The organism is Kribbella sp. CA-253562 (genome assembly GCF_050942265.1).
Classification (GTDB): Bacteria; Actinomycetota; Actinomycetes; order Propionibacteriales; family Kribbellaceae; genus Kribbella.
Genome location: NZ_CP192049.1, coordinates 8,453,512 through 8,479,264 on the forward strand (window position 1 = coordinate 8,453,512; position 25,753 = coordinate 8,479,264).

The following is a 25,753-nucleotide window of genomic DNA, read 5'->3' on the forward strand; positions in this document are numbered from 1 at the left end:
GAAGGCGGAACAGTGACGGTTTCACCGACGACGATCCGGGTGCGGGACGCCCGCGCCGACGACTGGCCGTCGATCCTGCCGTTCTTCCGCGAGATCGTGGCCGCCGGGCAGACCTACGCCTACGACCCGGCGCTGACCGACGACCAGGCCCGCGACCTGTGGATGTCCCCGTCCAGCGCGGTCACCAGCCGCACCAGTGTGGCGATCGATGCTGAGGGCAACATTCTGGGCAGTGCCAACATGTACCCCAACCGCCCCGGTCCCGGCGCCCACGTCGCGAGCGCCAGCTTCATGGTCGCCGCGAGCGCGCGGGGCCAGGGCGTCGGGCGCACACTCTGCGAGGACATGATCACCTGGGCCACCGAGCGGGGGTTCCGGGCGATCCAGTTCAACGCCGTGGTGGAGACCAACACCGCCGCGGTCCACCTCTGGCAGTCGCTCGGCTTCCGCATCATCGGCACCGTTCCCGAGGCCTTCCACCACCCCACCCACGGTTACGTGGGCCTGCACGTGATGCACCGCCCGCTGCCCATTCGCCAGCCGTAGCCCGTCCGGACAGCGCGCCCCGCAAACCGGGCGCGATGTCCAGGAACGTGTTTGGATCGGTAGATGACCGAGACGCGGGCGAGGCGGCTGTGGCGGGTGCTGGAGCCGGTTCATGCGGTGACCTACTTCGCGCCGGAGACCCGGCGAGCAACCGATGAGCTGGGGTTGCGGGGTGGGTGGATGAGCTACTTCGGCTGCCGCGCGGCGCCGCTGGGCAGGGTGGGCGCCGGGGTGGTGACCGCCGTGTTCTACAACTTCCACCCGAGCATGGTGGCGCGGGCGGTCCCGGACGTCTGGGGCTACGCCTCGCCCGAACAGTTGCTGGCCGCGCGGCTGGAGGCGGTCGACGCGGCGGTACGGCGGATCCTGCCGGACTGGGCCGGAAGTCCTGACGTCCGGCGCGCAGCCGAGGTGAGCCGGGAGGCGGCGGAGAAGGCACCGGTGGCCGGACGGCCGTTGGGCGCGGCCAACGCGGCGCTGGACTGGCCCGACGACGCGCATCTGGTGCTGTGGCAGGCATCGACGATCCTGCGGGAGTCGCGAGGTGACGGGCATGTGGCGGCGTTGGTTGCCGCCGGACTCAGCCCGTGCCAGGCGAATCTCACGATCGCCGCATCGGGTGGACCGTCGAAGGACGTCTACCAGCGGGACCGGCGCTGGAGCGACGAGGAGTGGGCCGAAGCCGCGAAGGACCTGCGCGAGCGCGGGCTGCTCGGTGCCGACGGAGAGCTGACCGAACGAGGGGCCGCCGTACGGCGGGAGGTCGAGGCGACGACGGACCGGCTGGCCGATCAGGGGTGGCGGGCACTCGGCGACGACAAGGCCGAGCAGCTCGAGCGGTTGGTACGCCCGATCAGCAAGACGCTGATGACGTCGGGGCTGATCCCGCCCGACAATCCGATGGCGCTGCGGTGGCCCGCGGCGGAACTGAGCTGACGAACTCGCTGGTCAGCGTTTCTGGGGCCCGCGAAAGGTGACGTACAGCAGCGCCACGCCCAGCGCGGCGACGATCGGGCCGGCGATCGCCCAGAACGAGCTGCCGGTCATCGAGCTGCCGCCGACGTAGCCGAGGCCCTGCAGGGTCCAGATCACGCCGGCGACGGTCAGCAGCACACCGAACGCGATCGCGACGATCTTCTTCACAGCGGGACGACCTTTCGACCGGGGTGGAGTGAGCCTAGCGGGCGAGTTTGGCGGCGATCAGCTGGACGGAGGCGGCGATGTCCTCACCGCGCGGAGCCCGCTCCGGGTCGAACATCGTCAGCGCCACCACTCCGAGCAGCAGAGCCTGCAGGAACGACCCGACCCGCTGCGCGCTCACCTCGTCGGAGTCGTCGTCGGCCACGCCGAACAGCGCGGCCAGGTTCTCGCGAGCTTCGCCTTGCAGAGTCGCCACGGCCTGCAGCAGATCGGGCAGCTGAGATCCCTGACTGAGCACCTCGAACTGGGTCGTCCACAGCGCGCGGCTGACCGGGTCGGACAACGTGTCGATCACCGACGCCCACGTCGCGGCGAAGCGGTCCTGGGGTGCGGCCGCGGCGTTCGGCCCCGCACTCATCGTGCGGCCCAGTTCGTCACTCCACTCCCTGAGCGCCTGGCGCATCGCCTCGTTCAGCAGGGCGTCCTTGGAGCCGAAGTGGTACCCGATCGCGGCCAGGCTGACCCCGGCCGCACCGGCGATGTCCCGCGCGGTGGTCCGAGTGTAACCGTTGTCCCGCAGGCAGAGCTTGGCGCCCTCGATCAACGCCTCACGATTACCCATGCCGCGATCCTAGCGACGCCTCGCACAAACGTCTGGTACGTGTGTTCAGGTCCGGAGCCCGTCGGCCGCGGCCCGCTGGACCGCCGCCGTCAGGGCGTCGAGGACCGGCGAGTCGAGCTTCCAGTACTGCCAGTACAGCGGCACGTCGACATACTTGCCTTTGGCAACTTCCACCAACCGCCCCGCGGCCAGGTCGGCCTCGACCACTTCCTCCTCGATCATGCCCCAGCCCAGGCCGAGCCGGATCGCCCGGACGAACGGGCCGGGCGCGGGAATCGAGTGCACCGGCGGGTCCAGCCGGCGCCGGGTCACCTTGCGGATCAGCCGGTGCTGCAGCATGTCCTTCGCGTTGAACACCAGCAACGGCGCTTCCGCGAGCGCGTCGGCGAGTGGGCGGCCGGCGAGCCAGCGGTCGGCGTACTCGGGGGTGGCGATCGACAGGTAGCGCATGCGGCCGAGTGGTACGACCCGGCAGCCCTGGACCGGTCGCGGATCGGCGGTCACGGCCGCGAGCACCGAGCCGGCGCGGAGCAGCTCGGCGGAGTGGTCCTGGTCCTCCTGCCGCAGGTCGAACGCCGTCACGAGCTCTCGCGGTACGGCGAGCAGCGCCGGCAGGAACCAGCCGTTCAGCGAGTCGGCGTTGACCGCGATCGGCACGCGCAGTCCCTCCATCGTGCCCTTCATCGCGGCGATCGCCTCGACCTCGAGCAGCGACACCTGCCGGGCCAGCCGCAGCAACGCGTCGCCCGCGGCCGTGGTCCGGGCCGGCTTGCCGCGCTGGATCAGGACCTGCCCCACCCGGCTCTCCAGCGCCTTGATCCGCTGACTGACCGCGGACGGCGTGATCCGCAGTCGCCGCGCGGCCGCGTCGAAGCTGCCTTCCTCGATCACGGCCGCGAAGGTGTCCAGCTGGGACGAGTCGAGTTGCATGAAGCGATGCTAATGCCACTGAAGAATCTTTAGCTGGTTTACCGACGCCGAGCTCCCTACCGTCGAGGATGTGAATCTCCTGGCCGGCTTTGCCACGACCTTGTCCATGATCGTCGCGATCGGCGCGCAGAACGCCTTCGTCCTGCGCCAGGGGCTGCGCCGCGAGTTCGTGCTGCCGGTCGTGCTGATCTGCGCACTGTCCGACGCGCTGCTGATCACCGGCGGCATCGCCGGCCTCGGCGCACTGCTCACCGGCAACCCGACGGCCCTCACCATCACCAAGTACGCCGGTGCGCTGTTCCTCTTCGGGTACGCCGCCGTCGCGGCCCGCCGCGCGTTCCGGCCGAGCACGTTGACGGCGGCGGATCACGCCCCGGCCGCACTGCGCAGCGTGCTGCTGACCTGCCTGGGGTTCACCTACCTCAACCCGCACGTCTACCTCGACACCGTCGTGCTGCTCGGTTCCCTGGCGAACCAGCGCGGCACGGACGGCCGCTGGCTCTACGGGATCGGGGCGGTGGCGGGCAGCTTCTTCTGGTTCTTCTCGCTCGGCTACTTCGCGCGCAAGCTCGGCCCGGTCTTCGCCCGGGCGCGCGCCTGGCAGTTCCTCGACGGTGGGATCGCCGTGGTGATGACCGCGCTGGGTGCCTGGATGCTGATCCCCTGAGGCCGAACAATGGCCGGGTGGACGTGACCGTGCTGTGCGACGCCGTGGCAGTGTTTCCCGAGCCGATCGGCGACGCGCTGCCCGGCTGGTCGGTGGACCACCAGAGCTGGACCGAGTCCCAGGCGCCGGGCAACGTCGCCCCCGACGGCGGCTGGCTCCTGCACTTCCACTCCTACCTGGTGACCACCGACCGCCACGCCGTACTCGTGGACACCGGCATCGGCCCGGCAGGCGGCGAGGCGGCCCAGTGGCTCGGTACGGCGGGCCGCCTGCCTGGTTTGCTCGAGTCAGCTGGGGTCAGCGCAGCTGAGATCGACACGGTGATCCTGACCCATGTCCACCTCGACCACGCGGGCTGGAACACGGATGGCGATCAGCCGCGCTTCGGCAACGCGACGTACGTGGTGCAGCAGGCTGAGCTCGACCACGCGCGGGGCAGTACGACGTACCGGAACCTGATCGAGCCGCTCGGGTCGCAACTGCGGGCTGTGGACGGGCGGGTGACGCTTGCCGGGCTCACGTTGCTGCCGACGCCCGGACACACCCCGGGGCACCAGTCGGTGCTGACCGATCGAGCCTTGCTGGCTGGGGATGTGCTGGTGCATCCAGCTCAGGCCCGCTGGCCTGAGCTGGTCTACGTGTACGAGCGGGAGCCTGCTGTGGCTGTCACGTCCCGGCGCGAGGTACTACGGCTTGCGGCCGAACTGGGCGTGCCGGTCGAGCCTGCGCATCTGAGCTGCGATCAGCGGTAGCCGGTGGTGTCGGCGGGCTTGTCCGGGTCCTGGACCTCGACGATGTAGCGCCAGGCGTCCGGCCGGCTGCCGTCGAGGTCGGTGAAACCGTAGACCTGTGCGAGCTGACCACTGGACAGGGACTGCCCGTTCCAGCGCGCGACGTCCGGATCCGCCGCGAGCGCGGCGACCGCGCGGCCGACGTACCGCGGTGATTCGGAGATGGCGAAGTGCGGGATCCGTTCCGTCGCGTCCCGCCAGTTCTGCTCGGTGACGCCGAACTCGTCGAGCATCGCCTCCGACCGCAGCCAACCGGGGGTGAGCGAGAGCGCGGTGGCGCCGTGCGGTTTCAGTTCGTGCGCGAGGGAGAAGCCCATCCGGTTCACCGCGGCCTTGGCCAGGTCGTAGAAGAACGAGACGCGGTAGTTGGTCGCGTTGTACTCGTCGGTGCCGTCGGTCATCTCGATGACCAGGCCGCCGGGCTGCTTGATCAGCAACGGCAGCGCGAAGTGGCTGGTGATCGCGTGCGTCTCGACCGCGAGCCGGAAGGTCCGCAGCCCGACGTCGAGCGACGACTCCCAGACCGTCTTGTCCCACTCCATCGTGGTCAGGCCGAAGATGTCGTTGACCAGGATGTGCAGGGCGCCCTGCTCGCGCTCGATCCGGGCGACCAGGTCGCGGACCTGATCCTGCTCGAGATGGTCCACCTGGACCGGGATCCCGTGGCCGCCGGCCTGGTCGACCAGCTCGGCGGTCTCCTCGATCGTCTCCGGGCGCCGCATCTCCGACTGCTGGGTCCGCGTGGTCCGGCCGGTCACGTAGACGGTCGCGCCGGCCTCTCCCAGCGCGATCGCCGTCCCGCGCCCGGCGGCTCGGGTGCCACCCGCGACCAGCGCGACCTTGCCTTCCAGCGGCTTGCTCATACCCCCACCCTCTCCTTAAACCATACGTTGTACGATTCCGCTACCATACGGCGTATGAATACTGCTGGCAAGCCCGGCCGGCCCCGGGCCGGGGCGGAGCGGCTGAGCCGGGACGCGATCCTGGCGGCCGCGCTGCGCATCGTCGACGACGAGGGCGTCGAGGCGATGACGATGCGCCGGCTGGCCGGCACGCTCGGCGTGAACCCGATGTCGATCTACCACCACCTGCCGAACAAGGCGGCCGTGTTCGCCGGGCTGGCCGAGGTCGTGTTCGCGGGACTGGAGTCGGTGCGGCCGCGACCCGGGGCTTCTTGGCAGGACGAACTGAAGGACGCGGCGCGCGCCTATCGGGCCGCACTGCGAGCGCATCCGAACCTGGCGCTCCAGGTGCTCTCGGATCCGTCCGCCGTGTCGGACGTGGTGGTGGTGACGGTCGAGCCGTTCTACCGGGCGCTCGACCGCGGTGGGCTCGCGCCGCGCGCGATCTTCGAGTCGGTGAACACGATCGTCGACTTCGTGCACGGCTTCCTGCTCGGCGAGCTCTCGGTGCGCGCCGCGACCTTCGACCTCGCGCCCGACCTGGTCGACCGGGTGGACAAGCTGCCCGACGGCCAGGCGCCGACGTTGACTCGCGTGGTGCGCAGCCTCGGCCGCGAGGGGCTGCACTACGACTTCGACAGCGGCTTCGAGTCGGCGCTGACGGTGCTGGTCAACGGCATCGAGTCGACCGTGCGCTGACCGGACTTCAGCCGCGAGATCGCGACGCCGAGCAGGCAGAGCGCTCCGCCGGCGTACGCGAGCGGTGCTGGTGATTCGTCGAGCAGCAGCCAGCCGAGAAAGATCGTGAGCGGCGGAACCAAGTAGGTCGTCGCGCCCATCCGGCCGGCACTCGTCCGGGCCAGCGCGTAGGCCCAGGTCGTGAAGGCGAGCGCGGTCGGGAACGCACCGAGAAACACGACCCACCAGATCGTCGAGGGTTGCGCGGCGGCGGTCTCGCGAACCAACGCAGGCGCGAACGGCAGGCAGCTGATCGCGCCGATCGTGCAGGCGATCCAGGTCACCTCCAGCGCGGGAAGCCTGGCCAGCAAGGGCTTCTGGGCCACAACACCTATGGCGTACGCGACGGCGGCCAGGACGCAGAGGATCACTCCCCACGTCTCGGCCTGACCGCCGGACGACGACGTACCGATCAGGAGTACGCCGGCGAACGCGACGGCGCTGCCGATCACCAGGCGGCGCGGGAATCCCTCGCTCAGCAGGAGTCCGGCCAGAACCGCGATCAGCAACGGCCCGATGTTGACCAGCATCGCGGCCGTACCGGCGTCGAGGCGTTGCTCCGCTTCGTTGAGCGCCACGTTGTAGACGCCGAACCAGAGCAGGCCGCAGACCACCAGCAGTTTCCAGTCGCGCTTGACCGGCAGACGCCGAGGGCGGGTGAAAACGGGGACGCCGAGCAGGAGACTGCCGATCACCAGGCGGCCGAGGGACAGCGCGCCGGCGGAGAACTCGTGGCCGACGTGGCGGATCGCGACGAACGCCGAGGCCCACAGCACGATGGTCACGGCAGCCGCGCTCGCGGCGAGCACTGTCTGTCGCCGGTCCGTCATCGGGAACACCTCGTTTCGTCGGTCATGCACCGACCGTAGGTCCGGAACACTTCGGCCGGCGCCGAAGCGGCCGGACGTCACTCCTTGTTGGAACGGATGGCGGCGTCAGTGTGTGAGTCGTCAGTTGTCGGCGGGACCGGGCAGAGCGCCGGTGGTCAGGTCGTCCTCCTTCTCCGGTGGTGGTGGCAATGCTGTCGGGGTGATCAGCGCGGTCAGCAGAACCGGCACGGTCAGCCCGGCGACAAGGATGGGCAGGCTCAGCCAGACCGCGCCGAGCGCGAACCCGGCGTACACCGCGACGGCGAAGACCTCGGCGAAGAATCCGGACACCGACGTCACGGTCGCCCGGGCGGGACCTTCGATCGCGTCCTGCAGGCGAGCGTCCGCGACGACGATGACGAGCTGCATCACGCCGTACCCGAGCGCGATCGGGACGAAGCCCGCCGCCGTGCCACTCAGCGATCCCCAGGCGATCAACCCGGCCGTCGCACCGAGGCCGATAGCGAACACCGACGCCGGCAGCCGGTACGCCGGTCCGGCCAGCGCGCCGCCGATCGCCTGCGCCGCCACCGTCCCGGCGATCAGCAGCGGCACCAGGGTGTTCGACGCTCCCACTCCCCTGGCCAGCAACGGGAAGTACTCGTCGAACGCCAGGAATCCACCGAGCAGCGCCACCAGCATCACCGCCTTCCGCACCGCCGGACTGGTGGCCGCCTCCCCGAGTCCGGCGCGCAGCATCGCGAGGTACCGCTCGATCGCACCTCGCCAGCCACCACCTGTGGATGCGCCCCGATCGGCAGCCCCGAGGTCGTCGGCTGTTTCGTCGGCGGCTGTTTCGTCGGCCGAGGCGACCCGGGCCGCTTCCGGCAGCGACGCGGCGACAAGTAGTTGTGCGAGGCAACTCAAGACACTGACCGCTCCGGCCAGTAGGTAGCCGCCGTGGGCGAACAGCGGGATCGCCAGCAGCGTGGCGGTCAGGTTGGTGAGCAGCGCGGCCGACCTGGCCTTGCCGAGCAGGCTCGCGTACTTGCTGGTGGAGCCGCGCGCCGCCAGTTCGTCGTACACGAAGGCTTCGTAGGTGCCGGAGATGAGGGCGGAGCCCGCACCCCAGAGCACGAAACCGAGCGCGAAGGCGCCGTACGACGGCCAGGCGATCCAGGACGCGTAGCCGAGACCGGTCAGCGCAGGGCCGAGCATCAGCAGCTTGCGGCGGGAGAACACGTCGGCCAGCGCACCGGACGGGATCTCCAGCACGAACGCCGTCGCCGACCAGATGATGAACAGCGTCGAGATCTGGGTGGACGACAGCCCATGGTCTTCGAACAGCAACTGATACAGCGGATACAGCGGGATCAGGTCCTGCAGCGCCTCGTAGGCGACGATGCGGACCGAGAGGCGGTCAGGGCGTCAAAGGAACGGGCTCGAAAGTCTCATGCCTTGAATTTACCCGGCAACGCGTTCCGCGAGCAGCTCTTTTGTGCCGGGTGTGGACAAGTGCAGCACCTGGTACCGCGTCCCGGGCACGATCCCGGGCTCGCCGCTCCACAGCGTGAACTGCACGAGTTCCCACCGGGACGGATCGACGGCGATCGCCGAGCTGTGCACCCCGGGCAGCCGGGCGGTGTCGCGCAGACTTTCCACCGCCTCGGCCACCGGGCCGGCCGGATCGACTTCCGGCGGCAGGAACAGCGTGTTCCTCGTCGCCGCCACGGCCGGCTGGTCGACGTCCGGTCCGGGCAGCGAGTCCACGCCGGTCCAGTGCCGTACGGACGGCCGGCCGAACGACTGGCAGATACCGGTGAAGAATCCGCCGCCCCACAGGAACCGGGCCATGCCCGCGGTCTCGTTCCACAGGTAGAACGGCGCGTACTGGTTCACCGCGGCGCCGTTGGCCTGGTCCTGGACCAGGTAGGCCTTCAGCGCGAGTCCCTCGAAGTCGTCGGTCGCCCGGCCGCGGTCCAGCACGCGGCGCCGGATGATGCCCATGTCGTAGTCCGCCGGCAAGGTCACCTCGTACTGCATCGCGTACACGGCCTGTTCCCCTCTCGGTCAGCGTCCCGAACATACTAGTAGGTACAGAGGAAATTGCCGCGCGCCGATCCCGCCTTTCGGTCAGGGTTGAGCCATGAGCGATCGGATCTGGGCGAAGCTCCCCGCGGGGAGCCGGGAGGCGCTGGCCGACGGGTTGAGCCCGTCCGACCTGCAGAGTGCGCTGCTGGAGGTGAGCCGTGAGCGCGCCGCGAAGGTGACTCCGGCCCGACTGATGGACCGCTGGCGCAAGGATCGTTTCGTCCAGCCGTCGCCGGCCGACCCGCGCGCGCTGGTCCGGACTCAGGCCCGTCTCTGGGACCTGCTGCCGGAGCGGTTCGCCGGTGTCGAGCTGTCGCCGGTCACTCCGCTCGGCTCCTGCTCAGCCGTCGCCACGATCCACCAGAACATGGTGCTCACCACCATGCGGAACACCGAGGTCGCCAGCGACCCGACCAACGAGCTCGCCCTCGAGGCCGCCGTACGGCGTCGCGCCGGGGCCGAGCGGGTCGACCTGGCGACCTGCCAGCGCGTGGTCCGGGCGCAGCTGAACGACGGCCCGGGGATGTTCGCGCACTTCCAGCTGTTCGCGCTGGTCTCGTCGGCCCGGGACACCGGGTCGGGCCGCACGGAGGCGGAGCTGCTGCTGGATCACCTGCGCTACTGGTACGCCGTACTGGGTGAGCGGGCGGAGTTCACGTTCACCACGTTCGCGCCGAGCGCGGTGCGGGAGCGGATCGACGACACGGTACGGCCGGGGCTGCCGGTGAAGCTCGAGGAGGACGCGACGCGGACCAAGGGCGCCGGCTACTACGCCGGCACCGCCATCGGGATCGGTGTCGACGGCAACGAGCTGGGCGACGGCGGCTTCACCCGGTGGACCGCTGACCTGCTGGGCGACGCCAAGGAGCGCTGCCTGATCTCCTGCGTCTCCACTGAGCGTCTGACCGCGATCAGCGGAGTTTGAGCAGCGCAGCGTCGGTGGGCGCGAAGCCACACGCGTCGACGTAGAAGCTGGTGAGGTGTGGCTCGTAGTCGACGTGCAGCCACTCGCAGCCCGCCGCCCGAGCCTCCTCGGCGGCTCGGGCGACAAGCTGCGCGCCGATTCCCTGACGACCGTGGTCGGGATGCACCGCGGTGTCCAGCACGAAGGCGTGGGCGCCGCCGTCCCAGCAGACCTGGACGAAGCCGATCAGCGTGTCGTTGTCGAAGGCACCGACCCAGGTCAGCGCGTGCCGCTCCAGCCGAGCGGCCCAGGGCTCGACGGAGCCCGGCGACGACCCGAAGGCCAGCGCGTGCAGGGCCGAGAGCACCTCGTCGTCGACCGGGAACCGGATACGCAGCTCCATCAGCGCCCCTCCGTGCTGATCAGTACGACGGTGCTGTCACCGGACAGGTTCAACGAGTCGCGCGCAGCTCGCAGTCCGGCCAGCGTGGCCGCTCCACTCGGCCCGGACGAGATGCCCAGCGCCGCAAGGTCAGCGACGGCTTGCAGCGCCTGCGGGTCCTCCACAGTCACCGACGCGTGCAGTCCATCTCGCAGAACCGGCCAGGCCAGACTGGACGGCGTACCGCAGTTCAGGCCGGCCATGACGGTGCTGCTGGTTTCCACTGTCACCGGGTGACCGGCCAGCAGGCTGCTGGTGATGCAGGCCGCGCTGCTGGGCTCTACGCCGAGGACGTTGGTGCAGTGGGCGACGGCTGCTTGGGCTACCGAGCCGACTCCCATCGGTACGACGAGCAGGTCGGGCTCCACGTCGATCTCGTGGAACAGGGTCGAGTAGCCGTCGACGATGAGCTGAGGGATCTCCTCGTAGCCGGGCCAGGCCGAGTCCTGGATCAACAGGCGTCCAGCGGTCACCGACTCGGCTGCGGCCACCACCGCGTCGTCGTACGAGATCGGCAGGACGGTGACCGTGGCGCCTTCGTCGCGAACGGCGTCGATGGCGGCGGAACCGACCACGTCGGGGATGAAGACGTGCGCGCGCAGTCCGAGCAGGCGCGCACGGCGGGCGACCGCGCGGCCGTGGTTGCCGTCCGTCGCGGTGACCAGCTCTTCGGTGTCGGGCCGCAGCGCGCAGTGGATTGCCCACCAGGCGCCGAGCGCCTTGAACGCGGGCAGACCCAGCCGCCGCGACTCGTCCTTGACCAGGACGCGTCCGACGCCCAGCTCATCCGCCAGCGCCGGTACGTCGTGCAGCGGGGTCGGCGCGTAGTCGGCCAGGCCCTGGTGGAAGGCCAGCACCTCGGCGGGCGCCGGCCGCGTCCGCGACGAGCGGGCTGTGCGGGAGCGGTAGAGCACTCCTAGGCGACCAGCGCGAACGCCCGGGCCGAGGTGGAGTACGTCTGCGGCGAGGAGGTGCCGATCCGCTGCGGGGCCGACTCCTGCACCCGGATGGCCGCTGTCTGCAGGCGGACCGGCAGCGTCGACCTGACGGCGGTGGCGAGGTCGAACTGCACCTCGGCCAGCAGGTCGGACAGCTCCAGGTCGAGCGCCCGGCAGATCGCGGCGAGGATCTCCGAGGAGGGCTCCTTGCGGCCGCGCTCGATCTCGGACAGGTAGGGCACCGACACCTGGGCCACCTCGGCGAGCTCGCGCAGGGTGATCCCCCGCTCGCGCCGCAGCCGGCGGAACACGTTCCCGATCACCTGGCGAAGCAGCACGTCCGGTCCTCCTCGACTTGCGTGGTCCTTGTACCGAGTGTGCCATCCCGGCCGGGTCTGCGGTGGGCAGATCTGCCACGGGCAGATTCCGGCGACGCCGGGCCCGGTCGCGGTCAGGCTGGAGGACATGAGCGACACCATGCGAACCACCGACCTCGACCAGCACATCTACCAGCGGCTGCTCTGGCAGCGGATCGTCGTCCTGCGCGACGAGATCAAGGACGAGAACGCCAACGCGCTGTGCGCCCAGCTGATCCTGCTGAACGCCGAGGACCCGAAGGCGGAGATCTCGCTCTACATCAACTCCCCCGGCGGCTCGGTCTCGGCCGGGCTGGCGATCCTGGACACGATGAACTTCATCAGCAACGACGTGTCGACGTACGCGATGGGGCTGGTCGCGTCGATGGGTCAGGTGCTGCTCGCCTGTGGTACGCCGGGCAAGCGGTTCAGCCTGCCGCACGCGCGGATCATGATGCACCAGCCGTCCGGCGGGATGGGCGGCACGGCCAGCGACATCAAGACCCAGGCGGAGCAGTCGCTGCTGGCCAAGCAGCAGCTGGCCACGCTGCTGAGCGAGCGGACCGGGCAGAGCGTCGACCGGATCACCGAGGACTTCGACCGGGACCGCTGGTTCACGCCGGAGCAGGCGCTCGACTACGGCATCGTCGACCAGGTGCTGACCCAGCCGGTCAGCGTTTGAGCCGGCGCCCGCTCCCCCGAGCCGCGGGCGCCGGTGGTCGCTAGGCGAGCGCCTGGTCGAGGTCTTTGACCAGGTCCTCCGGGTCTTCGAGGCCGATGCTGAGCCGGAGCAGGTGTTGGTCCGGCTTGGCCTCGTCCGCGACCAGGCGGTGGGTCAGTGCGGCCGGGCGCTGGATCAGCGTGTCCACACCGCCCAGGGACACCGCATGCGTGATCAGCTCCAGCTTGGCCAGCAACTGATCGACCCGAGTCGTCCGGAAGGCCAGTACGGCGCCCGGCCCGATCTGCTGCCGACCCACCAGCCCGCGCGGATCGCACTCGGGCAAACCGGGGTAGTGCACCTTGTCCACAGCCGGATGGGTGCTCAGCCAGTCGGCCACCTTCGCCGCACCCGCCTGCTGCGCACGGACCCGGATCGGCAGCGTCTGCAGTCCCCTGTGCAACTCGTACGCCGCGAGCGGGTAGAGCAGAGCTCCGGTCACCGCACGCACCTGGCGAAGCCGCGCGACCCAGTCCGTCGTTCCGGCGACCAGGCCGCCCATCAGGTCGCCGTGACCGCCGAGGTACTTCGTGGCCGAGTGCAGCACGAGCGTGGCGCCGTGCCGAGTCGGCTGTTGCAGCACCGGGGTGGCGAAGGTGTTGTCCACAGCCACCGGTACGCCGGCGGCCTGCCGGACCACGTCGGCGATGTCCGTCAGCTCGACGGTCGGATTGGCCGGGGTTTCGAGCAGCACCAGCCCGGTGTCAGGGCGGATCGCCTCGGCGACGGTCCGCGCGGTCACCCAACTGACCGTCGTACCGAGCAGGCCTGTGGACAACAGGTGGTCGGAGCCGCCGTAGAGCGGGCGGACGACGATCACATGCGGCTTTCCAGCGGCGACGGTGGCGAGCAGCACCGCCGTCAAGGCGGCCATCCCGGAGCTGAACGCGACTGCGCCGTCGGCGCTCTCCAGCTCGGCCAGCGCGGTTTCGAGGCGGGCGACGTTCGGATTCCACAGCCGTTGGTAGACGAGGCTGCCGTCGCCCGGCTCGCCACCGCCCGCCAGCCGGTCGTACGCCGCACCGCCTGCCGTGGTGCCGGACAGCGGGTACGTCGTACTGAGGTCGATCGGGGGGACGTGCACCCCGAGGGCGGTCAGGTCGTCGCGGCCGGTGTGCACGGCGCGGGTGTCCGACACGGTCATCGAGCCTCCTTCGGTCCGTCTGCGGTGCGGCCAGGATGAAATCTTCTGCGAGAGACTGGCAAGAGTTCCGAAGAAAATTCGTCCACAGGTCTGTCCACACGCTGTGGATTCTGTGGATGGCCCTTACAGTGATGTCATGCCGAAGGATCGTCGGACCCCCGGACCGGCGCCCCGGCCGGTGCCCGCGGGGCTCGACGAGGTCGACCTGGAACTGGTCCGGCTGCTCAGCGCGGACGGCCGGATGCCGAACAACGCGCTCGCCGAGGCGACCGGGATCGCGCCCTCGACCTGCCTGGCGCGGGTCCGGGCGCTGCGCGAGCGCGGGGTGATCCGCGGCTTCCACGCCGACGTCGACCTGGCCGCGCTCGGCCGCCCGCTCCAGGCGATGGTGGCGATCCGGATCGGCGCGCACTCCCGCGACGAGATCGACCGGTTCCGCGCGATGGTCCCGCGGTTGCCCGGCGTACTGTCGCTGTTCCACGTCAGCGGCGCCAACGATTACCTGCTGCACGTGGCGGCGGAATCACCCGACGCGCTGCGCGACTTCGTGCTCGACCACCTGACCGCGGATCCCGCGGTGGTGCACGCCGAGACGAGCCTGATCTTCGAGCACGTCCGGGCGTGAGCCGGCCTGTGGACAACTCCGTGGTTATCCCCGGCCTGTGGACAACCGAAAGGTCAGCGGGGCTTCAGGCCCCAGGCTTCGGCGAGCAGTGTGTAGGAGTGGCGTCGTTCGGCCGGGTCGTGGATCGACGTGGTGATGATCAGCTCGTCGGCGCCGGCTGACTCGGCGCGCCGGCGCAGGTCGGCGGTGACCTGGTCGGGAGTGCCGGCGGAGACCAGTCCGGACCACTCCTCGACGGCGGCCTTCTCGCCTTCGGACCACGGGTACGCCGCGGCTTCCTCCGGCGACGGCATCGGGCCGGGGCGGCCGGAGCGCAGGCGGAGGATGGACAGGGCGTTGGCGAGGGCCAACTGCTCGGCGCGCTCTTCGGTTTCGGCGACGATGGCGGCCAGGGCGAGGATCGCGTGCGGCTGTGACTGGTCGGGCGAGGGCTGGAACTGCTCGCGGTAGGTGCTGATCACGCCGGACGGGTCGAGCGTGCCGAAGTGGCCGGCGTACGCGAAGCCGGTGCCGAGCGCGGCGGCTGCCTGGCCGCCGTACGTGCTGGAGCCGAGGATCCAGACCGGCGGCAGCGGGACGTCGTCGGGCTGCGCCGTGATCGGGGCGAAGGGATGGCCGGCCGGGAAGCCCTCGGCGTACGCGCGCAGCTCGGCGTACTGGTCGGGGAAGTCGTCGGCGGACAGCGCCTCGCGGCTGCGGCGGAGGGCGAGCGCGGTGCGCTGGTCGGTGCCGGGAGCGCGGCCGATGCCCAGGTCGATCCGGCCGGGATGCAGACCGGCGAGCACGCGGAACGTCTCGGCGACCTTGAGCGGCGAGTGGTTCGGCAGCATGATGCCGCCGGAGCCGACCCGGATCGTCGACGTGACGGCGGCGACGGCCGCGATCATCACCTCGGGCGTCGAGCTGACGACGCTCGGGATGTTGTGGTGCTCGGCGAGCCAGAAGCGGTGGTACCCGGCCGCCTCGGCTGTCTTCGCCAGTTCCAGTGTCTCGTGCAACGCCTCCGACGGCTTGGTCCCGGTCGGCACCGGGGAGAGGTCGAGGACGGACAGCGGCATCGCTTCACTCGTCACGTACAACCGCAACCGGCGGAAGCGGGTTCCTATTCCACTGTGACGTCGGGGCAGCCGGTGATCGAGTACGCCGGTTCGCCGCCGACCACCCGGTTCCCGGTGAAGACCAGTCCCGCGACGCTCTTCGCGCGCAGCACCTCACCGTCGCCGGTCAGCCGGAACTCGTTGTCCTCGATCCGTACGCCGCGGTGCACCGGCTCACCCTCGACCTGGTTGGTCGGGTCGAACCAGATCACCGGCGTCGCCGGCCGCAGGAACTGGTTGCCGCGGACGACGAGATCGCGCACCGGCCCCGACTCGTACCACTGGTGCGCGTCGGCCGAGACGTAGATGCTCGCCATCGACATCCCGTCGAACACGTTGTGCTCGATCACGCTCGGCCCGCGGGTGGTGAGCAGCACGCCGCGAGTCGGGATGTTGCGGAAGGTGTTGCCCGCGATCCGCACCGCCGGGGTGTAGGTGACGTTCTCGACGACGTACTCGCCGGGCTCGACGGTCTCCGGTACGGCGCGGTCGAGCGTGATCGTCATCGTGGTCAGCGGTTTGCTGCTGTCCGTCCCGGTCGGTCCGTCGACCGCCGTGACCGTCGCCTGCCCGACGCCGACCATGGTCAGCTTGTCCACGAACTCCACCACGTCACCGGGATGGAACTGTGGAAAACCGGCCGTCTCGTGGTGCATGTACCGCAGACCGGCCTGCTCGCCCGCGACGTCGACGACCTCGAGATAGGTGCCGTGCACGTTGATCGGGTCGTCGTGCGCGCCGTCGAACAGGTTGCCGGTGATCGTCACCGCGCCGCGAACGCCCGACAGCTGCAGGATGTCCGCGAACGCCGCCGTACTGCGGCCGATCGACCGGTCGGCGTGGAACTCGTTGCCGGTCACGGTGATGTCCGTGCTCAGCTGCCCGACGATGCCGAAGCCGTGCAGGTAGCCGGCCTTGAGCTGCGTGACCGTGACCTGCGACGACTCCCAGATGAATCCGGCCGCGGTGTCGCGGGTCGGTTCACGCAGTTGGTAGACCAGGCCCGCGTCCTCGGTGGTGATCTCCGACAGGTAGTCGACGCGGATCCGGTGATCGCCGAGATCGGTCAACCGCGCGACGTCGGTGAACAGCGGGTTGTCTCCCCGCCAGGTCCGCTGCGCCGCCGGGTCGTGGATCTGGCAGTACCAGAGCTCGTCGGTGCTGTGCCGCCAGTACGGCGTACCGGTGGCTGGGCTGGTCTCGCCGAGGAACGTGAGCTGGTCGTCGGCCACCAGGTAGGGATTACCGGGCGGAATGCTGAGCACCCGGTACGCCGGACCGGTTTCCGCGACGGTCACGTCCACGACCTTCGGCGCCGAGTGGTCGAAGGCGAAGTTGCTGATCGTCACCCGCTCGGAGCGCACCACGGCGAACAGGCCGAGCAGGCCGTGCAGCTGGAAGGTCGAGCCGTCGCCGTCGACGGTGAGGTCGGCGAGGTCTTCGAGCAGGAACGCGAAACGCTTGTGCCGGTGGGACGGGTCGGCGCCGACGGTGTTGGAGATGTAGAACTCTCGCTCGATCGCGTGCTCGGGATAGAGCTGGTAGGTGCCGCGCGGGAAGAGCAGCCGGACCGGGCCGCTGAGATCGCACGCGTGGGCGATCGCGTCGACGACTGCCGGGGTGCTGTCCTTCACGCCGCTGCTGTCCGCGCCGAACGCGGTGACGTCGACTACTTGGGTCACAAGCGCCCAGTGTCCTGCACAGAGCGGTCGCTGATCAGGCGGGGTACGGCGTCGTGGTGCGGGCGTCGCGCAGAGCCCTGGCCCACCAGGCGAGCTGGTCGAGCATGGTCGCAGCAGCTACGGCGGTCGCGGGGTCGGCCAGCTCAGCGGTGTCGACGGCGCCGGGCAGCTGCTGGAAGCTGAGCGTCTCGCGGATCGTGACCGCGTGCAGCTCGCCGAAAACGAGGCGCAGCTGCTCGGCGGCGCGCAGCCCGCGCGAGCGGCCGCCGTACACGACGAAGCCGACGGGTTTGCCGTACCAGGGCTCGCGGACCGAGTCGATCGCGGTCTTCAGGTCGCCGGGATACGCGTGGTTGTACTCCGGCGCGAGCACGACGATCGCGTCGGCCTCCGCGATCCGCGCGGGCAGGTCGTCGGCGATCGACAGGTCGACCAGATCGAGCTTGAAGTCGTCCCGGCCGTCCACCTGCCGGCTGAACCAGGTCATCAGCGCCCGGCAGAACGGGCTGGCCTCCGCGGTACGCACGAGCAGGGCGAGACGGAGCGGATGAACGGTCACGTCCAGCGACGGTAGTACCTCAACAACGCTTGAGGTCAAGCCAACGGTGGAGAAAGCGGCGAAATGCCGTAAAATCGAGGATTTGTGGCGACCGGAAGAAATATCACGGAGCCAACGCGCTGCATTTTATCACGAGGGGTTGGAATTGCAGAATCCGGTGCAGTCGGAACAGCTTCACCTGACCACGTTCTACGCGGCACTGGACCGCGAACGTGAGCAGGCGGAGACCCGTCGCCGCGGCGAGCAGGTGGCCGGGACGCGCAACGCCCAGGCCCTGCACCAGCGCGACGGCCGGGTCCGCGACCTGAACGCGCGGCTGGCCCGCCTGAACGCCGCCGAGGAGGGCCTGTACTTCGGCCGCCTGGACGACAGCAACGGCGAGGTCCTGCACCTGGGCCGGATCGGCCTGCACGACGAGGACTACGAACCCCTGCTGGTCGACTGGCGGGCTCCCGCCGCGCGGCCGTTCTACGTCGCGACCGCGGTGCACAACCAGGGCGTCGTGCGTCGACGGCACATCCAGAGCCGGCTGCGGCAGGTGATCGACGTCCAGGACGAGCAGCTCGATCTCGGCCGGACGGCGGCCGGCGAGTCCCGGCTCGGCACCGGCGTGATGGGCGAGGCGGTGCTGCTGAAGGCGCTGGAGGCCCGGCGGACCGGCACGATGGAGTCGATCGTGCAGACCATCCAGGCCGACCAGGACCGGATCATCCGGTCCGAACTGCCCGGGATTCTGGTCGTCCAGGGTGGTCCGGGGACCGGAAAGACCGCCATTGCGCTGCACCGGGCCGCCTATCTGCTGTACACCCATCGGGACCAGCTGGAAAAGCGCGGAATTCTTGTCGTCGGCCCCAATCCGACGTTCCTGAAGTTCATCGGGCAGGTCTTGCCGTCGCTGGGCGAGGACGGCGTCCGGCTGGTCACGCTGGCCGAGCTCTACCCCGGGCTGACCGCGACCCGGCCGGAGTCCGCCGAGGCCGCCGAGGTGAAGGGCCGGGCGGTGATGGCCGACGTGATCGCGCAGGCGGTCGCCAACCGTCAGTGGGTTCCGGACAAGCCGCTCGAGGTGACCGTCGACCGGACCGTGCTGCGGCTCGACCCCTCCGTCGCCGAGGCAGCGCGCTCCCGGGCGCGCGAGCGGCGGCTGACGCACAACCAGGCCCGGCCGTTCTTCCTGACCGAGATCGTCGACACGCTCACCGAGCAGTACGCCGAGATCATCGGCGCCGACCCGCTCGGCGGCGAGAACCTGCTCGACGAGTACGACCTGGCCGAGCTGCGCAAAGAGGTGGTCGGCGAGCCCGCCGTCCAGGAGTTGCTGCACCGGCTCTGGCCGAACCTGAGTCCCCGCGAGCTGCTGGTCGACCTGTACGGCGACGAGCGGCGGCTGGCCGAGGCCGCTCCGCAGCTGAGCGAGCTCGACCGTGAGCACCTGCTGCGGTACGGCGACGACTGGAGCCCGGCCGACGTGCCGCTGCTCGACGAGGCGGCCGAACTGCTCGGGGACGACGGTCAGGAGGCGGCCCGGCTGAAGGCGGAGCGGGCGCGGGCGATCGCCTACGCGCAGGGGTCGCTCGACGTACTGTCCGGGTCGGGCTCTACGGACTTCGACGAGGACGACGAGTCGGAGGTGCTGACCGCCCGGGACATTCTGGACGCTGAAGCGCTGGCCGAGCGGTTCGAGGCGGACGACGACCGGACGCTGGCCGAGCGGGCCGCGGCGGACCGGCGCTGGACCTACGGGCACGTGATCGTCGACGAGGCCCAGGAGCTGTCGCCGATGGCGTGGCGGGCGATCGCACGGCGCTGCCCGTTGCGGTCGATGACGCTGGTCGGCGACGTCGCCCAGACGAGTGCGGCCGGCGGTGGGACGAGCTGGCGGCAGGCGCTCGCGTCGAGCTTCGGCGACCGCTGGCGGCTGGCCGAATTGACGATGAACTACCGCACGCCGGCCGAGGTGATGGAGCTGGCCGGACAGGTGCTGGAGCTGGTGGATCCCCAGGCAAAGGCGCCGCAGTCGGTCAGGTCGACCGGCGTGAAGCCGTGGCACGTCGACGTCGCGCCGGCCGAGCAGGCGGCGTACGTGAGCAAGGTCGCCGGCGAGGAGGTCCAGCACGGGCAGGTCGGCGTGATCACCTCGCGCCTGCGGCTGGAGCTCGTGCAGGAAGCGGTCGGCGACCTGGCCGACGTGACCGTGCTGACCGTCGCGGGCGCCAAGGGGCTGGAGTTCGACTCGGTGCTGGTGGTCGACCCCGAGGGCATCATGCTGGAGTCACCACGAGGCCTGCGCGACCTGTACGTCGCGCTGACCCGCTGCACCCAGCGCCTCGGCGTGATCGGCGAACTACCCGAGGTACTGGCTGACTCGGACGCCTGGGACGTACGGCGCTGAGCTGTTTCCAAGCGGTGCGCGCGGTGCGACCGTCGAAGGATGAAGAAGTCACTGGCGTGTCTTCTCGGCTTACACAGTTGGAGAACCGAGCGCAACGAAGAAGGCCAGCGGTATCAGCTGTGTCTACGGTGCGGCACGAGTCGCGACAAGCTCTCGCTGAACGACTTCGGCGGCGCCGGTTAGTGGTCCGAGCAGCACTTCTGCTGGTGTTCGGCTTCGAAGGGGATGAGGACGCCGCCCGCGGCGGGCTGGACCTGGAGGATGACCTGGCCTTCGCGGCGTACCGGGCGGACGAAGTCGCGGGTGTCGATGACCGTGTCGTCGGTGACCAGTAGGCCGCCGAGTGCCTCGACGTAGTCGATGCCTGCCTTGGCGCGCAGAGCGGCAGCGGTCTGTACGCCGTACGCGTGCTCGTGGCCGGGCCAGCGGAACAGCCGACCAGCGCCGAGCGCGCTCTCCACGGCAGCGACGTACGCGCCGCGGACCAACGGGCTCGGTCCGGCGAGATCTGGAGCGGTCGCACCGGATCGGGTGAACGCGGAGCCGGCGCCGTGCTCGGCGCACCACCTGCGGACGTGGGCTTCGAGTTCGTCGGTCGCCGCGGCGATCGAGACGGCGAGGTGCGGGGTGTCTCCACCGGTGATCGCGTGGGTGCACGCGATCACCGGAGGCGCCGCCGGGCCGAGCAGTTCGTGCAGTACGTGCTCGGCCTCGGCGGTGTCGCGGCTGGCCGCGTCGACGGCGATGATCATCGGGTCGCGATCACTTCTTCGGGAGCACCCAGATCGGGTTCGTGTAGAACCACAGGTCCGACCACGGGTCCGCGTCGCCGACCACGTCGAGCTGCGGGCCCGCCGGGTCGATCGCCGCGCCGAGGTACCCCGGCTGGCTGCGGTTGCCGTCGGTGCCGCGGACCCGGACGTAGAACGGCTCCTCGGCCCGGCCCAGCGGCAGGACCAGCTCGAACGTGCCGCGCTTGCCTGAGGTGTCCCACTGCCGGACGACCTTGGTGTCCGGCGCGGTGAACGTGTCGCGGTTGCTGACCGTGCCCTTGACGGCACCGCGGATCGCGTCGACCCGGTTCAGCTTCGGCACGAAGTTCGACCAGTTCGGCATCGTCTGCGTGGTGATCCGGACGACCAACTCGACCGCACGGCCGCGCTTGACCGTGAGCGCGCCGCCGAGCGGTTCGCCATACCGTTGACCGAGCTCGCGGACCTCCACCTCGACGCCCTTGGCGAGCATGCCGTGGTCGACCCACATCCGGCCGGCCCGCAGGCCCTCCATCACCGACAGATAGTCGCGGCGCTCGGCGCCGACGTGGGTGCGGCTGTAGTAGCCGGGGAAGAAGTCGCCGGCGGTCCGGTTCACGGTGTTGCCGTAGACCGGGTCCATGTAGCGGCCGTCGCGGTCGAACTGCGCCTGGTCGGAACCGTCGGGACGGCGAGCCGTCTCGTTCCAGTTCACGTGGCTGTCGGAGTTCGCGCTGATCCACCAGGGCTTTCCCTCGGCCAGCAGGCTGTCCCACAGACCGCCGACGGTCGAGGTCATCCAGTCGAAGCCGCCCCAGGTCCGGTAGGACTCGAGCGGGTAGCCGGGGAACGAGTTCGCGCCCGGGGCGTTGCCGTAGTAGCCACGGGCCTGGGCACCACCGATCGGCGCGGGCAGACCGGCCGCCTGATGACCCGGCGCGCCTTCGAAGCCGATCGCGATCCGCGGGTCGGCGTCGCGCCAGTTGCGGATCTCGTGCGGGCTGTCGATGCCGTTACGGGCCGGGTGGTTGGCCAGGAACAGCGCGTCCTGGACCCGGCGCCGGTCGACCTGCTGGCCGAGCCACTGGATCCCCGAGACGGCCAGCGCCTCGTTGGCCGGAGTGTTGCCACCGGCCCCCTTCACGCCGCCGTCGTAGCTGTTCTCGAACTGCTTGAGCACCTCGACCTCGCGGCTGCCCGGCGCGACGAACACCGTGCCGTGCTCGGCGGCCGGGATGTTCCACTCCAGGCCCTGGAAGATCAGCGTGTTCTTCAGCTCGCTGCGGGCCGCCTTGATCTGCGGGTTGACCAGGTCGACGCCTATCCGCGCGTGGGTGGCGCCACCGTGGTCGGTGATCACCAGCCAGTCCAGCCCGTACGCCGCGGCGTGGCGCGCCTGGTCGATGACCCGGTACAGGCCGTCCGAGCTCATCTGCGTGTGGATGTGGTGGTCGCCGGCCAGCCAGACGTTCGGCCGCTTGTGCTGCTGGAAGATCCAGCCCGGCACGTTCTTCGGCGCCGCGGCGGCGGCCGCCTGCGCACCGGTGACGGCCAGCGCCGCCGTACCCCCGAGAATGCCCGCGGACCGCAGCAGCGACCGGCGGCTCACCTCGGTCGGCGAGAGGTCGGAGTCAGGGATCGACTCGTCCAGCGCGGCCAGCGTCGCGGCGTCCAGCTCGGCGTTCGGGTGATGGTGATCGTGGTCGTGCCCATGGCCGTGGCCATGTCCGTGGCCGTGCCCGTGCTCGTGACCGCTGTGGTCGTGGGAGTGTCCCATCGTGCGTCCTCTCGGATGGCGGAATCCGCCGGGATCATCGCCTTTCCGGATGACGCGAAGGTGTTGTCCGGATGAACCACAGCCGCCACCCCTGGACAAACGCGCAGCCCGGTGCCTCACTGGACCGTGGGGGGAAGATCATGGGGAGATCACGGCAACTGGGGAGTCGTGCCGCCGCGCTGCGGGCCGTCAGCGCGGGAATGGCGGCAGGCGTACTCGCCGTACTGGTCACGTTCGCGGTCGTCCGCGCGACGTACGAAACCGGCGCACCCGCCAAGGTCGCCGACGCGCCGACCCCGTCGGCCCGCAAGACCCCCGCCGTCGCCCCGTCCTCGCCGGTCAGGCTGCGGTGCGAGGAACTGGTCGCCCGCGGCTACACGTACCCAGGCGTGGTCGGCTACTGGCGCGCGTACGGCCGGCCCCCCGAACTGGATGCCGACGGCAACGGCATCCCGTGCGAGGAGGAGTACGCACCACCGGTCATCGACCAGTTCTGGCAGCAGTAGGTGGCCATCGCAGCCTGCTAGCGGAACTGGCGGGTGAACGTCCGGAGGTCCTCGATCAGCAGGTCGGGGGCCTCCAGGGCGGCGAAGTGGCCGCCTCGGGGGTGTTCGGTCCAGTGGGTGAGGTGGTGGGTGCGGGACAGGATGTGGCGCATCGCGGGGTCGGTGGGGAAGACGGCGACGCCGGTGGGTACGGGGGCGGGGTCGGGTGGTGGCGTGCTGGGCTCGTAGTAGAGGTTGGCCGAGGTGGCGCTGGTGTTGGTGAACCAGTACAGCGAGACGTCGGTGAGGATGTGGCCGAGGGCAACGTCGGTCAGCGGCCGGGCCGGGTCGGACCAGTCGTGGAACTTCTCCAGGATCCAGGCGAGTTGGCCGACCGGGGAGTCGCTGAGGGCGAAGGAGATGGTCTGCGGCTTGCTGCCTTGCAGTTCCGCGTACGCCGTACCGGTGGCTCGGACGTGGTCGGCGAAGGTGAGCTTGGCCTGGTCGGCCGGGCTGAGGTCGTCGAAGTCGCCGGGGCGGTAGCCGGGACCGGTGGATGGGTGTGCGAGGCCGCCGTTGATGTGGACGCCGAGGACGTGGTCGGGGGCGACGCGGCCGAGCAGGGGTGAGACGACCGAGCCGGTGTCGCCGCCTTGGGCGACGTACTGGTCGTAGCCGAGGCGGTCCATCAGGGTGGCCCAGGCGTGGGCGATGCGGAGGTGGTTCCAGCCGACGTCGTTCAGCGGGATCGAGAAGCCGTGGCCGGGGACCGAAGGGGCGACGACGTCGAAGGCGTCCGCCGGATCGCCGCCGTGTGCTCCCGGGTCGGTGAGCGGGCCGACGATCTCGAGGAACTCGGCGATCGAGCCCGGCCAGCCGTGCGTGATGATGAGCGGGAGCGCGTCCGGCTCGGGTGAGCGGACGTGCAGGAAGTGGATCGGCTGGCCCTCGATCGGGGTGACGAACTGGGGGAAGGCGTTCAGGCGGGCTTCCCAGGTGCGCCAGTCGTACTCGTCGAGCCAGTGCCGGACGACCCGTTGCAGATAGCCGACCGGGACGCCGCGGGACCAGTCGTCCGCGGCCGGCAGCGCGCGCGGCCAGCGGGTCCTGCTCAGGCGGGAGCGGAGGTCGTCGACGTCCTCCTGCGGAACGGCGATCCGGAACTCGGCGATCATGGCCTCAGGGTACGGACGGCGCCGGCCAGCAGGTTGATGCCCTCAGCAACTGATTGCTCGGTCAGGCCGCCGTAGCCGAACACCAGACCGGGCGGCCCGGGCGGGTTGAACCAGTACGGCGTGAGCGGGTACACGCCGACGTCCCGGGTCCGCGCTGCCTCGGCGACGGCTTCGGCGGGGAGGTCTGGCGGCAACCAGGCGAGCAGGTGCAGGCCGGCCGAAATCCCGACCGGCTTGAAGTCGGGCAACTGGTCCGCGAGCTGTTCGACCAGGAGATCGCGGAGGTTCCGGTAGCGGGGCCGCATCCGGCGCAGGTGGCGGTCGAACTCGCCGCGGGCGACGAAGTCGGCGAAGGTCAGCTGGTCCAGGACCGACGAACCGCGGTCGTCAGTCAGCTTCGCGGCGGACATTGGCTCGACCAGCCCGTCGGGCAGGATCAGCCAGCCGAGCCGGAGTCCGGGCGCCAGGGTCTTGCTCGCCGTACCGGCGTAGACGACGCGGTCGGGTGCCAGGCCCTGGATGGCGCCGATCGGCTCGCGGTCGTAGCGGTACTCGGCGTCGTAGTCGTCCTCGATGATCAGCGCGTCCCGGCGGACGGCCCACTCGACCAGCGCCGTCCGGGTCTCGGGCGACGCGACGGCGCCGATCGGCATCTGGTGCGCGGCCGTGACCAGGACCAGGTCCGCGCCCGACCGGTCGAGCGCCGCCACCTCCACGCCGGAGTCCAGCACGGGTACGCCGACGGTCTCCAGCCCTGCCTTCGTCGCTACGTCGCGGAGGTCGTAGTCGGACGGATCCTCCAGTGCGATCCGCCGGTAGCCCGCCGCGACCAGGACCTGGAAGAGCAGCCGCGAACCCTGCGCGAAGCCGTGGCTGATCAGCATGTTCTCCGGCCGCGCCGACGTCCCGCGGACCCGGTTGAGGTAGTCGGCCAGCGCCTCGCGGAGCTCGAGCGCCCCCTGTCCGCTCAGGTAGGAGAAGGTCCGGTGCGGAGTCTCGTTCAGGACCCGCCGGAACGATCGCAGCCAGGCCGCGCGCGGGAACTGGGTGACGTCGGGACGGCTGTACCTGAAGTCGATCCGCGGTGGTCCGGCGAGCTTCTGAGCGGCCCGTGCCGTCTGCAGGCTGCGCGCCGCCGCCTGGGCGACCTGGGTGTAGCCGCCGGTCCGGCTCACCAGGTACCCCTCCGCGACAAGCTGCTGGTAGGCCTCGACCACGACACCGCGCGAGAGTCCCAGGTCGGACGCGAGCGCCCGGGACGACGGCAGCACGGCGTCCGCCCGGAGCAGGCCTTCGCGGATCCGCTCGCGGATCCCGGTCTCCAGTTGCTGGTGCAGCGGCACGGTGCTGTCCCGCTGGATCTCGACCAGCAGCTCACCGGTACCGGAACCGGTCCTCGAACGGCTCATGGAATTGGACCTTATCCGCGCGCCGGGGCGCTGTCAGGGTTTGTGTACCAGCACTTCAG

28 protein-coding genes are annotated in these 25,753 nt (G+C 70.3%); 10 read left to right on the plus strand and 18 right to left on the minus strand.

Annotated features, from left to right (window positions below; translation table 11 throughout):
* Nucleotides 1-12: 12 nt before the first annotated feature.
* Together ACQPXM_RS40290 and ACQPXM_RS40295 are read left to right on the plus strand one after the other, a co-directional pair.
* Nucleotides 13-546 carry an N-acetyltransferase family protein gene (locus ACQPXM_RS40290; RefSeq protein ID WP_432943251.1) on the plus strand — a complete coding sequence of 178 codons (534 nt, stop codon included), beginning with the start codon at nt 13-15 and terminating at the stop codon, nt 544-546.
* 63 nt (nt 547-609) lie between these two features.
* The gene (locus tag ACQPXM_RS40295; protein ID WP_432943252.1) at nt 610-1,482 is read left to right on the plus strand and encodes an SCO6745 family protein; all 873 of its coding nucleotides are present in this window, start codon (nt 610-612) and stop codon (nt 1,480-1,482) included.
* 12 nt (nt 1,483-1,494) lie between these two features.
* Here ACQPXM_RS40295 and ACQPXM_RS40300 read toward each other — a convergent pair whose 3' ends face one another.
* The 3 genes from ACQPXM_RS40300 to ACQPXM_RS40310 are packed head-to-tail and all read right to left on the minus strand — an operon-like array spanning nt 1,495 to nt 3,238.
* On the minus strand, nt 1,495-1,689 hold the full coding sequence (locus tag ACQPXM_RS40300) for a hypothetical protein (RefSeq protein ID WP_432943253.1): 195 nt from the start codon (nt 1,687-1,689) through the stop codon (nt 1,495-1,497).
* Between the two features lie 34 nt (nt 1,690-1,723).
* Nucleotides 1,724-2,308: a TetR/AcrR family transcriptional regulator gene (locus tag ACQPXM_RS40305; protein WP_432943254.1), complete on the minus strand. Its 585-nt coding sequence runs from the start codon at nt 2,306-2,308 to the stop codon at nt 1,724-1,726.
* Nucleotides 2,309-2,353: 45 nt separating this feature from the next.
* Nucleotides 2,354-3,238 (minus strand): LysR family transcriptional regulator ArgP, encoded by an 885-nt coding sequence (locus tag ACQPXM_RS40310; protein ID WP_432943255.1) that lies wholly within the window; start codon nt 3,236-3,238, stop codon nt 2,354-2,356.
* A gap of 106 nt (nt 3,239-3,344) precedes the next feature.
* Between ACQPXM_RS40310 and ACQPXM_RS40315 the strand changes: the two genes are divergently transcribed.
* Both ACQPXM_RS40315 and ACQPXM_RS40320 read left to right on the plus strand, forming a co-directional pair.
* Nucleotides 3,345-3,905, plus strand: a complete 561-nt coding sequence (locus ACQPXM_RS40315) for a LysE/ArgO family amino acid transporter (protein ID WP_432943256.1) — start codon at nt 3,345-3,347, stop codon at nt 3,903-3,905.
* 17 nt (nt 3,906-3,922) lie between these two features.
* On the plus strand, nt 3,923-4,657 hold the full coding sequence (locus tag ACQPXM_RS40320; protein WP_432943257.1) for an MBL fold metallo-hydrolase: 735 nt from the start codon (nt 3,923-3,925) through the stop codon (nt 4,655-4,657).
* On the opposite strand, the gene ACQPXM_RS40325 is transcribed toward ACQPXM_RS40320, so the two are convergent.
* Nucleotides 4,648-5,559 carry an SDR family oxidoreductase gene (locus ACQPXM_RS40325; protein WP_432943258.1) on the minus strand — a complete coding sequence of 304 codons (912 nt, stop codon included), beginning with the start codon at nt 5,557-5,559 and terminating at the stop codon, nt 4,648-4,650. The genes ACQPXM_RS40320 and ACQPXM_RS40325 overlap by 10 nt on opposite strands.
* 54 nt (nt 5,560-5,613) lie before the next feature.
* On the opposite strand from ACQPXM_RS40325, the gene ACQPXM_RS40330 reads away from it, so the two are divergent.
* Nucleotides 5,614-6,297, plus strand: coding sequence for a TetR/AcrR family transcriptional regulator (locus ACQPXM_RS40330; protein WP_432943259.1), 684 nt, complete (start codon nt 5,614-5,616; stop codon nt 6,295-6,297).
* Here ACQPXM_RS40330 and ACQPXM_RS40335 read toward each other — a convergent pair.
* From ACQPXM_RS40335 to ACQPXM_RS40345, 3 genes are all read right to left on the minus strand, one after another.
* Complete coding sequence (locus ACQPXM_RS40335; RefSeq protein WP_432943260.1) at nt 6,225-7,166, minus strand: DMT family transporter; 942 nt, start codon at nt 7,164-7,166, stop codon at nt 6,225-6,227. The two genes, ACQPXM_RS40330 and ACQPXM_RS40335, sit on opposite strands and share 73 nt — an antisense overlap.
* Before the next feature lie 120 nt (nt 7,167-7,286).
* Nucleotides 7,287-8,495 carry an MFS transporter gene (locus ACQPXM_RS40340; protein WP_432943261.1) on the minus strand — a complete coding sequence of 403 codons (1,209 nt, stop codon included), beginning with the start codon at nt 8,493-8,495 and terminating at the stop codon, nt 7,287-7,289.
* 114 nt (nt 8,496-8,609) lie between these two features.
* Nucleotides 8,610-9,188, minus strand: a complete 579-nt coding sequence (locus ACQPXM_RS40345; RefSeq protein ID WP_432951183.1) for a DUF4865 family protein — start codon at nt 9,186-9,188, stop codon at nt 8,610-8,612.
* A gap of 103 nt (nt 9,189-9,291) precedes the next feature.
* On the opposite strand from ACQPXM_RS40345, the gene ACQPXM_RS40350 reads away from it, so the two are divergent.
* Nucleotides 9,292-10,161 (plus strand): hypothetical protein, encoded by an 870-nt coding sequence (locus tag ACQPXM_RS40350; RefSeq protein ID WP_432943262.1) that lies wholly within the window; start codon nt 9,292-9,294, stop codon nt 10,159-10,161.
* Here ACQPXM_RS40350 and ACQPXM_RS40355 read toward each other — a convergent pair.
* The 3 genes from ACQPXM_RS40355 to ACQPXM_RS40365 are packed head-to-tail and all read right to left on the minus strand — an operon-like array spanning nt 10,148 to nt 11,858.
* Nucleotides 10,148-10,543 carry a GNAT family N-acetyltransferase gene (locus tag ACQPXM_RS40355; RefSeq protein ID WP_432943263.1) on the minus strand — a complete coding sequence of 132 codons (396 nt, stop codon included), beginning with the start codon at nt 10,541-10,543 and terminating at the stop codon, nt 10,148-10,150. The two genes, ACQPXM_RS40350 and ACQPXM_RS40355, sit on opposite strands and share 14 nt — an antisense overlap.
* Nucleotides 10,543-11,496, minus strand: a complete 954-nt coding sequence (locus tag ACQPXM_RS40360) for a pyridoxal-phosphate dependent enzyme (protein ID WP_432943264.1) — start codon at nt 11,494-11,496, stop codon at nt 10,543-10,545. Before ACQPXM_RS40360 ends, ACQPXM_RS40355 begins: the two co-directional genes overlap by 1 nt.
* A gap of 2 nt (nt 11,497-11,498) precedes the next feature.
* Entirely contained in the window at nt 11,499-11,858 is a 360-nt protein-coding gene (locus ACQPXM_RS40365) for a helix-turn-helix domain-containing protein (RefSeq protein WP_432943265.1), read from the minus strand.
* A 127-nt stretch (nt 11,859-11,985) separates the two neighbouring features.
* Between ACQPXM_RS40365 and ACQPXM_RS40370 the strand changes: the two genes are divergently transcribed.
* Nucleotides 11,986-12,558 carry a ClpP family protease gene (locus ACQPXM_RS40370; RefSeq protein WP_432943266.1) on the plus strand — a complete coding sequence of 191 codons (573 nt, stop codon included), beginning with the start codon at nt 11,986-11,988 and terminating at the stop codon, nt 12,556-12,558.
* 40 nt (nt 12,559-12,598) lie between these two features.
* Here ACQPXM_RS40370 and ACQPXM_RS40375 read toward each other — a convergent pair whose 3' ends face one another.
* A complete protein-coding gene (locus ACQPXM_RS40375) occupies nt 12,599-13,741 on the minus strand; it encodes a trans-sulfuration enzyme family protein (RefSeq protein ID WP_432943267.1) in 1,143 nt (380 codons plus the stop codon).
* Between the two features lie 136 nt (nt 13,742-13,877).
* On the opposite strand from ACQPXM_RS40375, the gene ACQPXM_RS40380 reads away from it, so the two are divergent.
* A complete protein-coding gene (locus tag ACQPXM_RS40380; protein WP_432943268.1) occupies nt 13,878-14,366 on the plus strand; it encodes an Lrp/AsnC family transcriptional regulator in 489 nt (162 codons plus the stop codon).
* 53 nt (nt 14,367-14,419) lie between these two features.
* On the opposite strand, the gene ACQPXM_RS40385 is transcribed toward ACQPXM_RS40380, so the two are convergent.
* Genes ACQPXM_RS40385 through ACQPXM_RS40395 form a run of 3 tightly spaced genes read right to left on the minus strand, consistent with a single transcriptional unit; the run spans nt 14,420 to nt 17,704 of the window.
* On the minus strand, nt 14,420-15,424 hold the full coding sequence (locus ACQPXM_RS40385) for an LLM class flavin-dependent oxidoreductase (RefSeq protein ID WP_432943269.1): 1,005 nt from the start codon (nt 15,422-15,424) through the stop codon (nt 14,420-14,422).
* 44 nt (nt 15,425-15,468) lie between these two features.
* The gene (locus ACQPXM_RS40390) at nt 15,469-17,145 is read right to left on the minus strand and encodes a right-handed parallel beta-helix repeat-containing protein (RefSeq protein WP_432943270.1); all 1,677 of its coding nucleotides are present in this window, start codon (nt 17,143-17,145) and stop codon (nt 15,469-15,471) included.
* A gap of 34 nt (nt 17,146-17,179) precedes the next feature.
* Nucleotides 17,180-17,704, minus strand: a complete 525-nt coding sequence (locus tag ACQPXM_RS40395) for an NADPH-dependent FMN reductase (protein ID WP_432943271.1) — start codon at nt 17,702-17,704, stop codon at nt 17,180-17,182.
* A gap of 157 nt (nt 17,705-17,861) precedes the next feature.
* Between ACQPXM_RS40395 and ACQPXM_RS40400 the strand changes: the two genes are divergently transcribed.
* Nucleotides 17,862-20,096, plus strand: coding sequence for a HelD family protein (locus ACQPXM_RS40400; RefSeq protein ID WP_432943272.1), 2,235 nt, complete (start codon nt 17,862-17,864; stop codon nt 20,094-20,096).
* Between the two features lie 179 nt (nt 20,097-20,275).
* On the opposite strand, the gene ACQPXM_RS40405 is transcribed toward ACQPXM_RS40400, so the two are convergent.
* Entirely contained in the window at nt 20,276-20,848 is a 573-nt protein-coding gene (locus ACQPXM_RS40405) for a hypothetical protein (RefSeq protein WP_432943273.1), read from the minus strand.
* Between the two features lie 10 nt (nt 20,849-20,858).
* Nucleotides 20,859-22,625 (minus strand): PHP domain-containing protein, encoded by a 1,767-nt coding sequence (locus ACQPXM_RS40410; protein ID WP_432943274.1) that lies wholly within the window; start codon nt 22,623-22,625, stop codon nt 20,859-20,861.
* Nucleotides 22,626-22,765: 140 nt separating this feature from the next.
* On the opposite strand from ACQPXM_RS40410, the gene ACQPXM_RS40415 reads away from it, so the two are divergent.
* Nucleotides 22,766-23,131 carry an excalibur calcium-binding domain-containing protein gene (locus ACQPXM_RS40415; protein WP_432943275.1) on the plus strand — a complete coding sequence of 122 codons (366 nt, stop codon included), beginning with the start codon at nt 22,766-22,768 and terminating at the stop codon, nt 23,129-23,131.
* A gap of 17 nt (nt 23,132-23,148) precedes the next feature.
* Here ACQPXM_RS40415 and ACQPXM_RS40420 read toward each other — a convergent pair whose 3' ends face one another.
* Both ACQPXM_RS40420 and ACQPXM_RS40425 read right to left on the minus strand, forming a co-directional pair.
* Nucleotides 23,149-24,285, minus strand: a complete 1,137-nt coding sequence (locus ACQPXM_RS40420; protein ID WP_432943276.1) for an epoxide hydrolase family protein — start codon at nt 24,283-24,285, stop codon at nt 23,149-23,151.
* A complete protein-coding gene (locus tag ACQPXM_RS40425) occupies nt 24,282-25,694 on the minus strand; it encodes a PLP-dependent aminotransferase family protein (protein WP_432943277.1) in 1,413 nt (470 codons plus the stop codon). Before ACQPXM_RS40425 ends, ACQPXM_RS40420 begins: the two co-directional genes overlap by 4 nt.
* Nucleotides 25,695-25,753 lie beyond the last annotated feature (59 nt).

Coding starts and splice junctions, on each gene's coding strand:
- ACQPXM_RS40305 (WP_432943254.1), bottom strand. CDS start 2,308: ATGGGTAATCGTGAGGCGTTGATCGAGGGCGCCAAGCTCTGCCTGCGG.
- ACQPXM_RS40410 (WP_432943274.1), bottom strand. CDS start 22,625: ATGGGACACTCCCACGACCACAGCGGTCACGAGCACGGGCACGGCCAC.
- ACQPXM_RS40350 (WP_432943262.1), top strand. CDS start 9,292: ATGAGCGATCGGATCTGGGCGAAGCTCCCCGCGGGGAGCCGGGAGGCG.
- ACQPXM_RS40310 (WP_432943255.1), bottom strand. CDS start 3,238: ATGCAACTCGACTCGTCCCAGCTGGACACCTTCGCGGCCGTGATCGAG.
- ACQPXM_RS40425 (WP_432943277.1), bottom strand. CDS start 25,694: ATGAGCCGTTCGAGGACCGGTTCCGGTACCGGTGAGCTGCTGGTCGAG.
- ACQPXM_RS40355 (WP_432943263.1), bottom strand. CDS start 10,543: ATGGAGCTGCGTATCCGGTTCCCGGTCGACGACGAGGTGCTCTCGGCC.
- ACQPXM_RS40370 (WP_432943266.1), top strand. CDS start 11,986: ATGAGCGACACCATGCGAACCACCGACCTCGACCAGCACATCTACCAG.
- ACQPXM_RS40345 (WP_432951183.1), bottom strand. CDS start 9,188: ATGCAGTACGAGGTGACCTTGCCGGCGGACTACGACATGGGCATCATC.
- ACQPXM_RS40415 (WP_432943275.1), top strand. CDS start 22,766: ATGGGGAGATCACGGCAACTGGGGAGTCGTGCCGCCGCGCTGCGGGCC.
- ACQPXM_RS40380 (WP_432943268.1), top strand. CDS start 13,878: ATGCCGAAGGATCGTCGGACCCCCGGACCGGCGCCCCGGCCGGTGCCC.
- ACQPXM_RS40420 (WP_432943276.1), bottom strand. CDS start 24,285: ATGATCGCCGAGTTCCGGATCGCCGTTCCGCAGGAGGACGTCGACGAC.
- ACQPXM_RS40405 (WP_432943273.1), bottom strand. CDS start 20,848: ATGATCATCGCCGTCGACGCGGCCAGCCGCGACACCGCCGAGGCCGAG.
- ACQPXM_RS40295 (WP_432943252.1), top strand. CDS start 610: ATGACCGAGACGCGGGCGAGGCGGCTGTGGCGGGTGCTGGAGCCGGTT.
- ACQPXM_RS40385 (WP_432943269.1), bottom strand. CDS start 15,424: ATGCCGCTGTCCGTCCTCGACCTCTCCCCGGTGCCGACCGGGACCAAG.
- ACQPXM_RS40375 (WP_432943267.1), bottom strand. CDS start 13,741: ATGACCGTGTCGGACACCCGCGCCGTGCACACCGGCCGCGACGACCTG.
- ACQPXM_RS40325 (WP_432943258.1), bottom strand. CDS start 5,559: ATGAGCAAGCCGCTGGAAGGCAAGGTCGCGCTGGTCGCGGGTGGCACC.
- ACQPXM_RS40315 (WP_432943256.1), top strand. CDS start 3,345: ATGATCGTCGCGATCGGCGCGCAGAACGCCTTCGTCCTGCGCCAGGGG.
- ACQPXM_RS40330 (WP_432943259.1), top strand. CDS start 5,614: ATGAATACTGCTGGCAAGCCCGGCCGGCCCCGGGCCGGGGCGGAGCGG.
- ACQPXM_RS40335 (WP_432943260.1), bottom strand. CDS start 7,166: ATGACGGACCGGCGACAGACAGTGCTCGCCGCGAGCGCGGCTGCCGTG.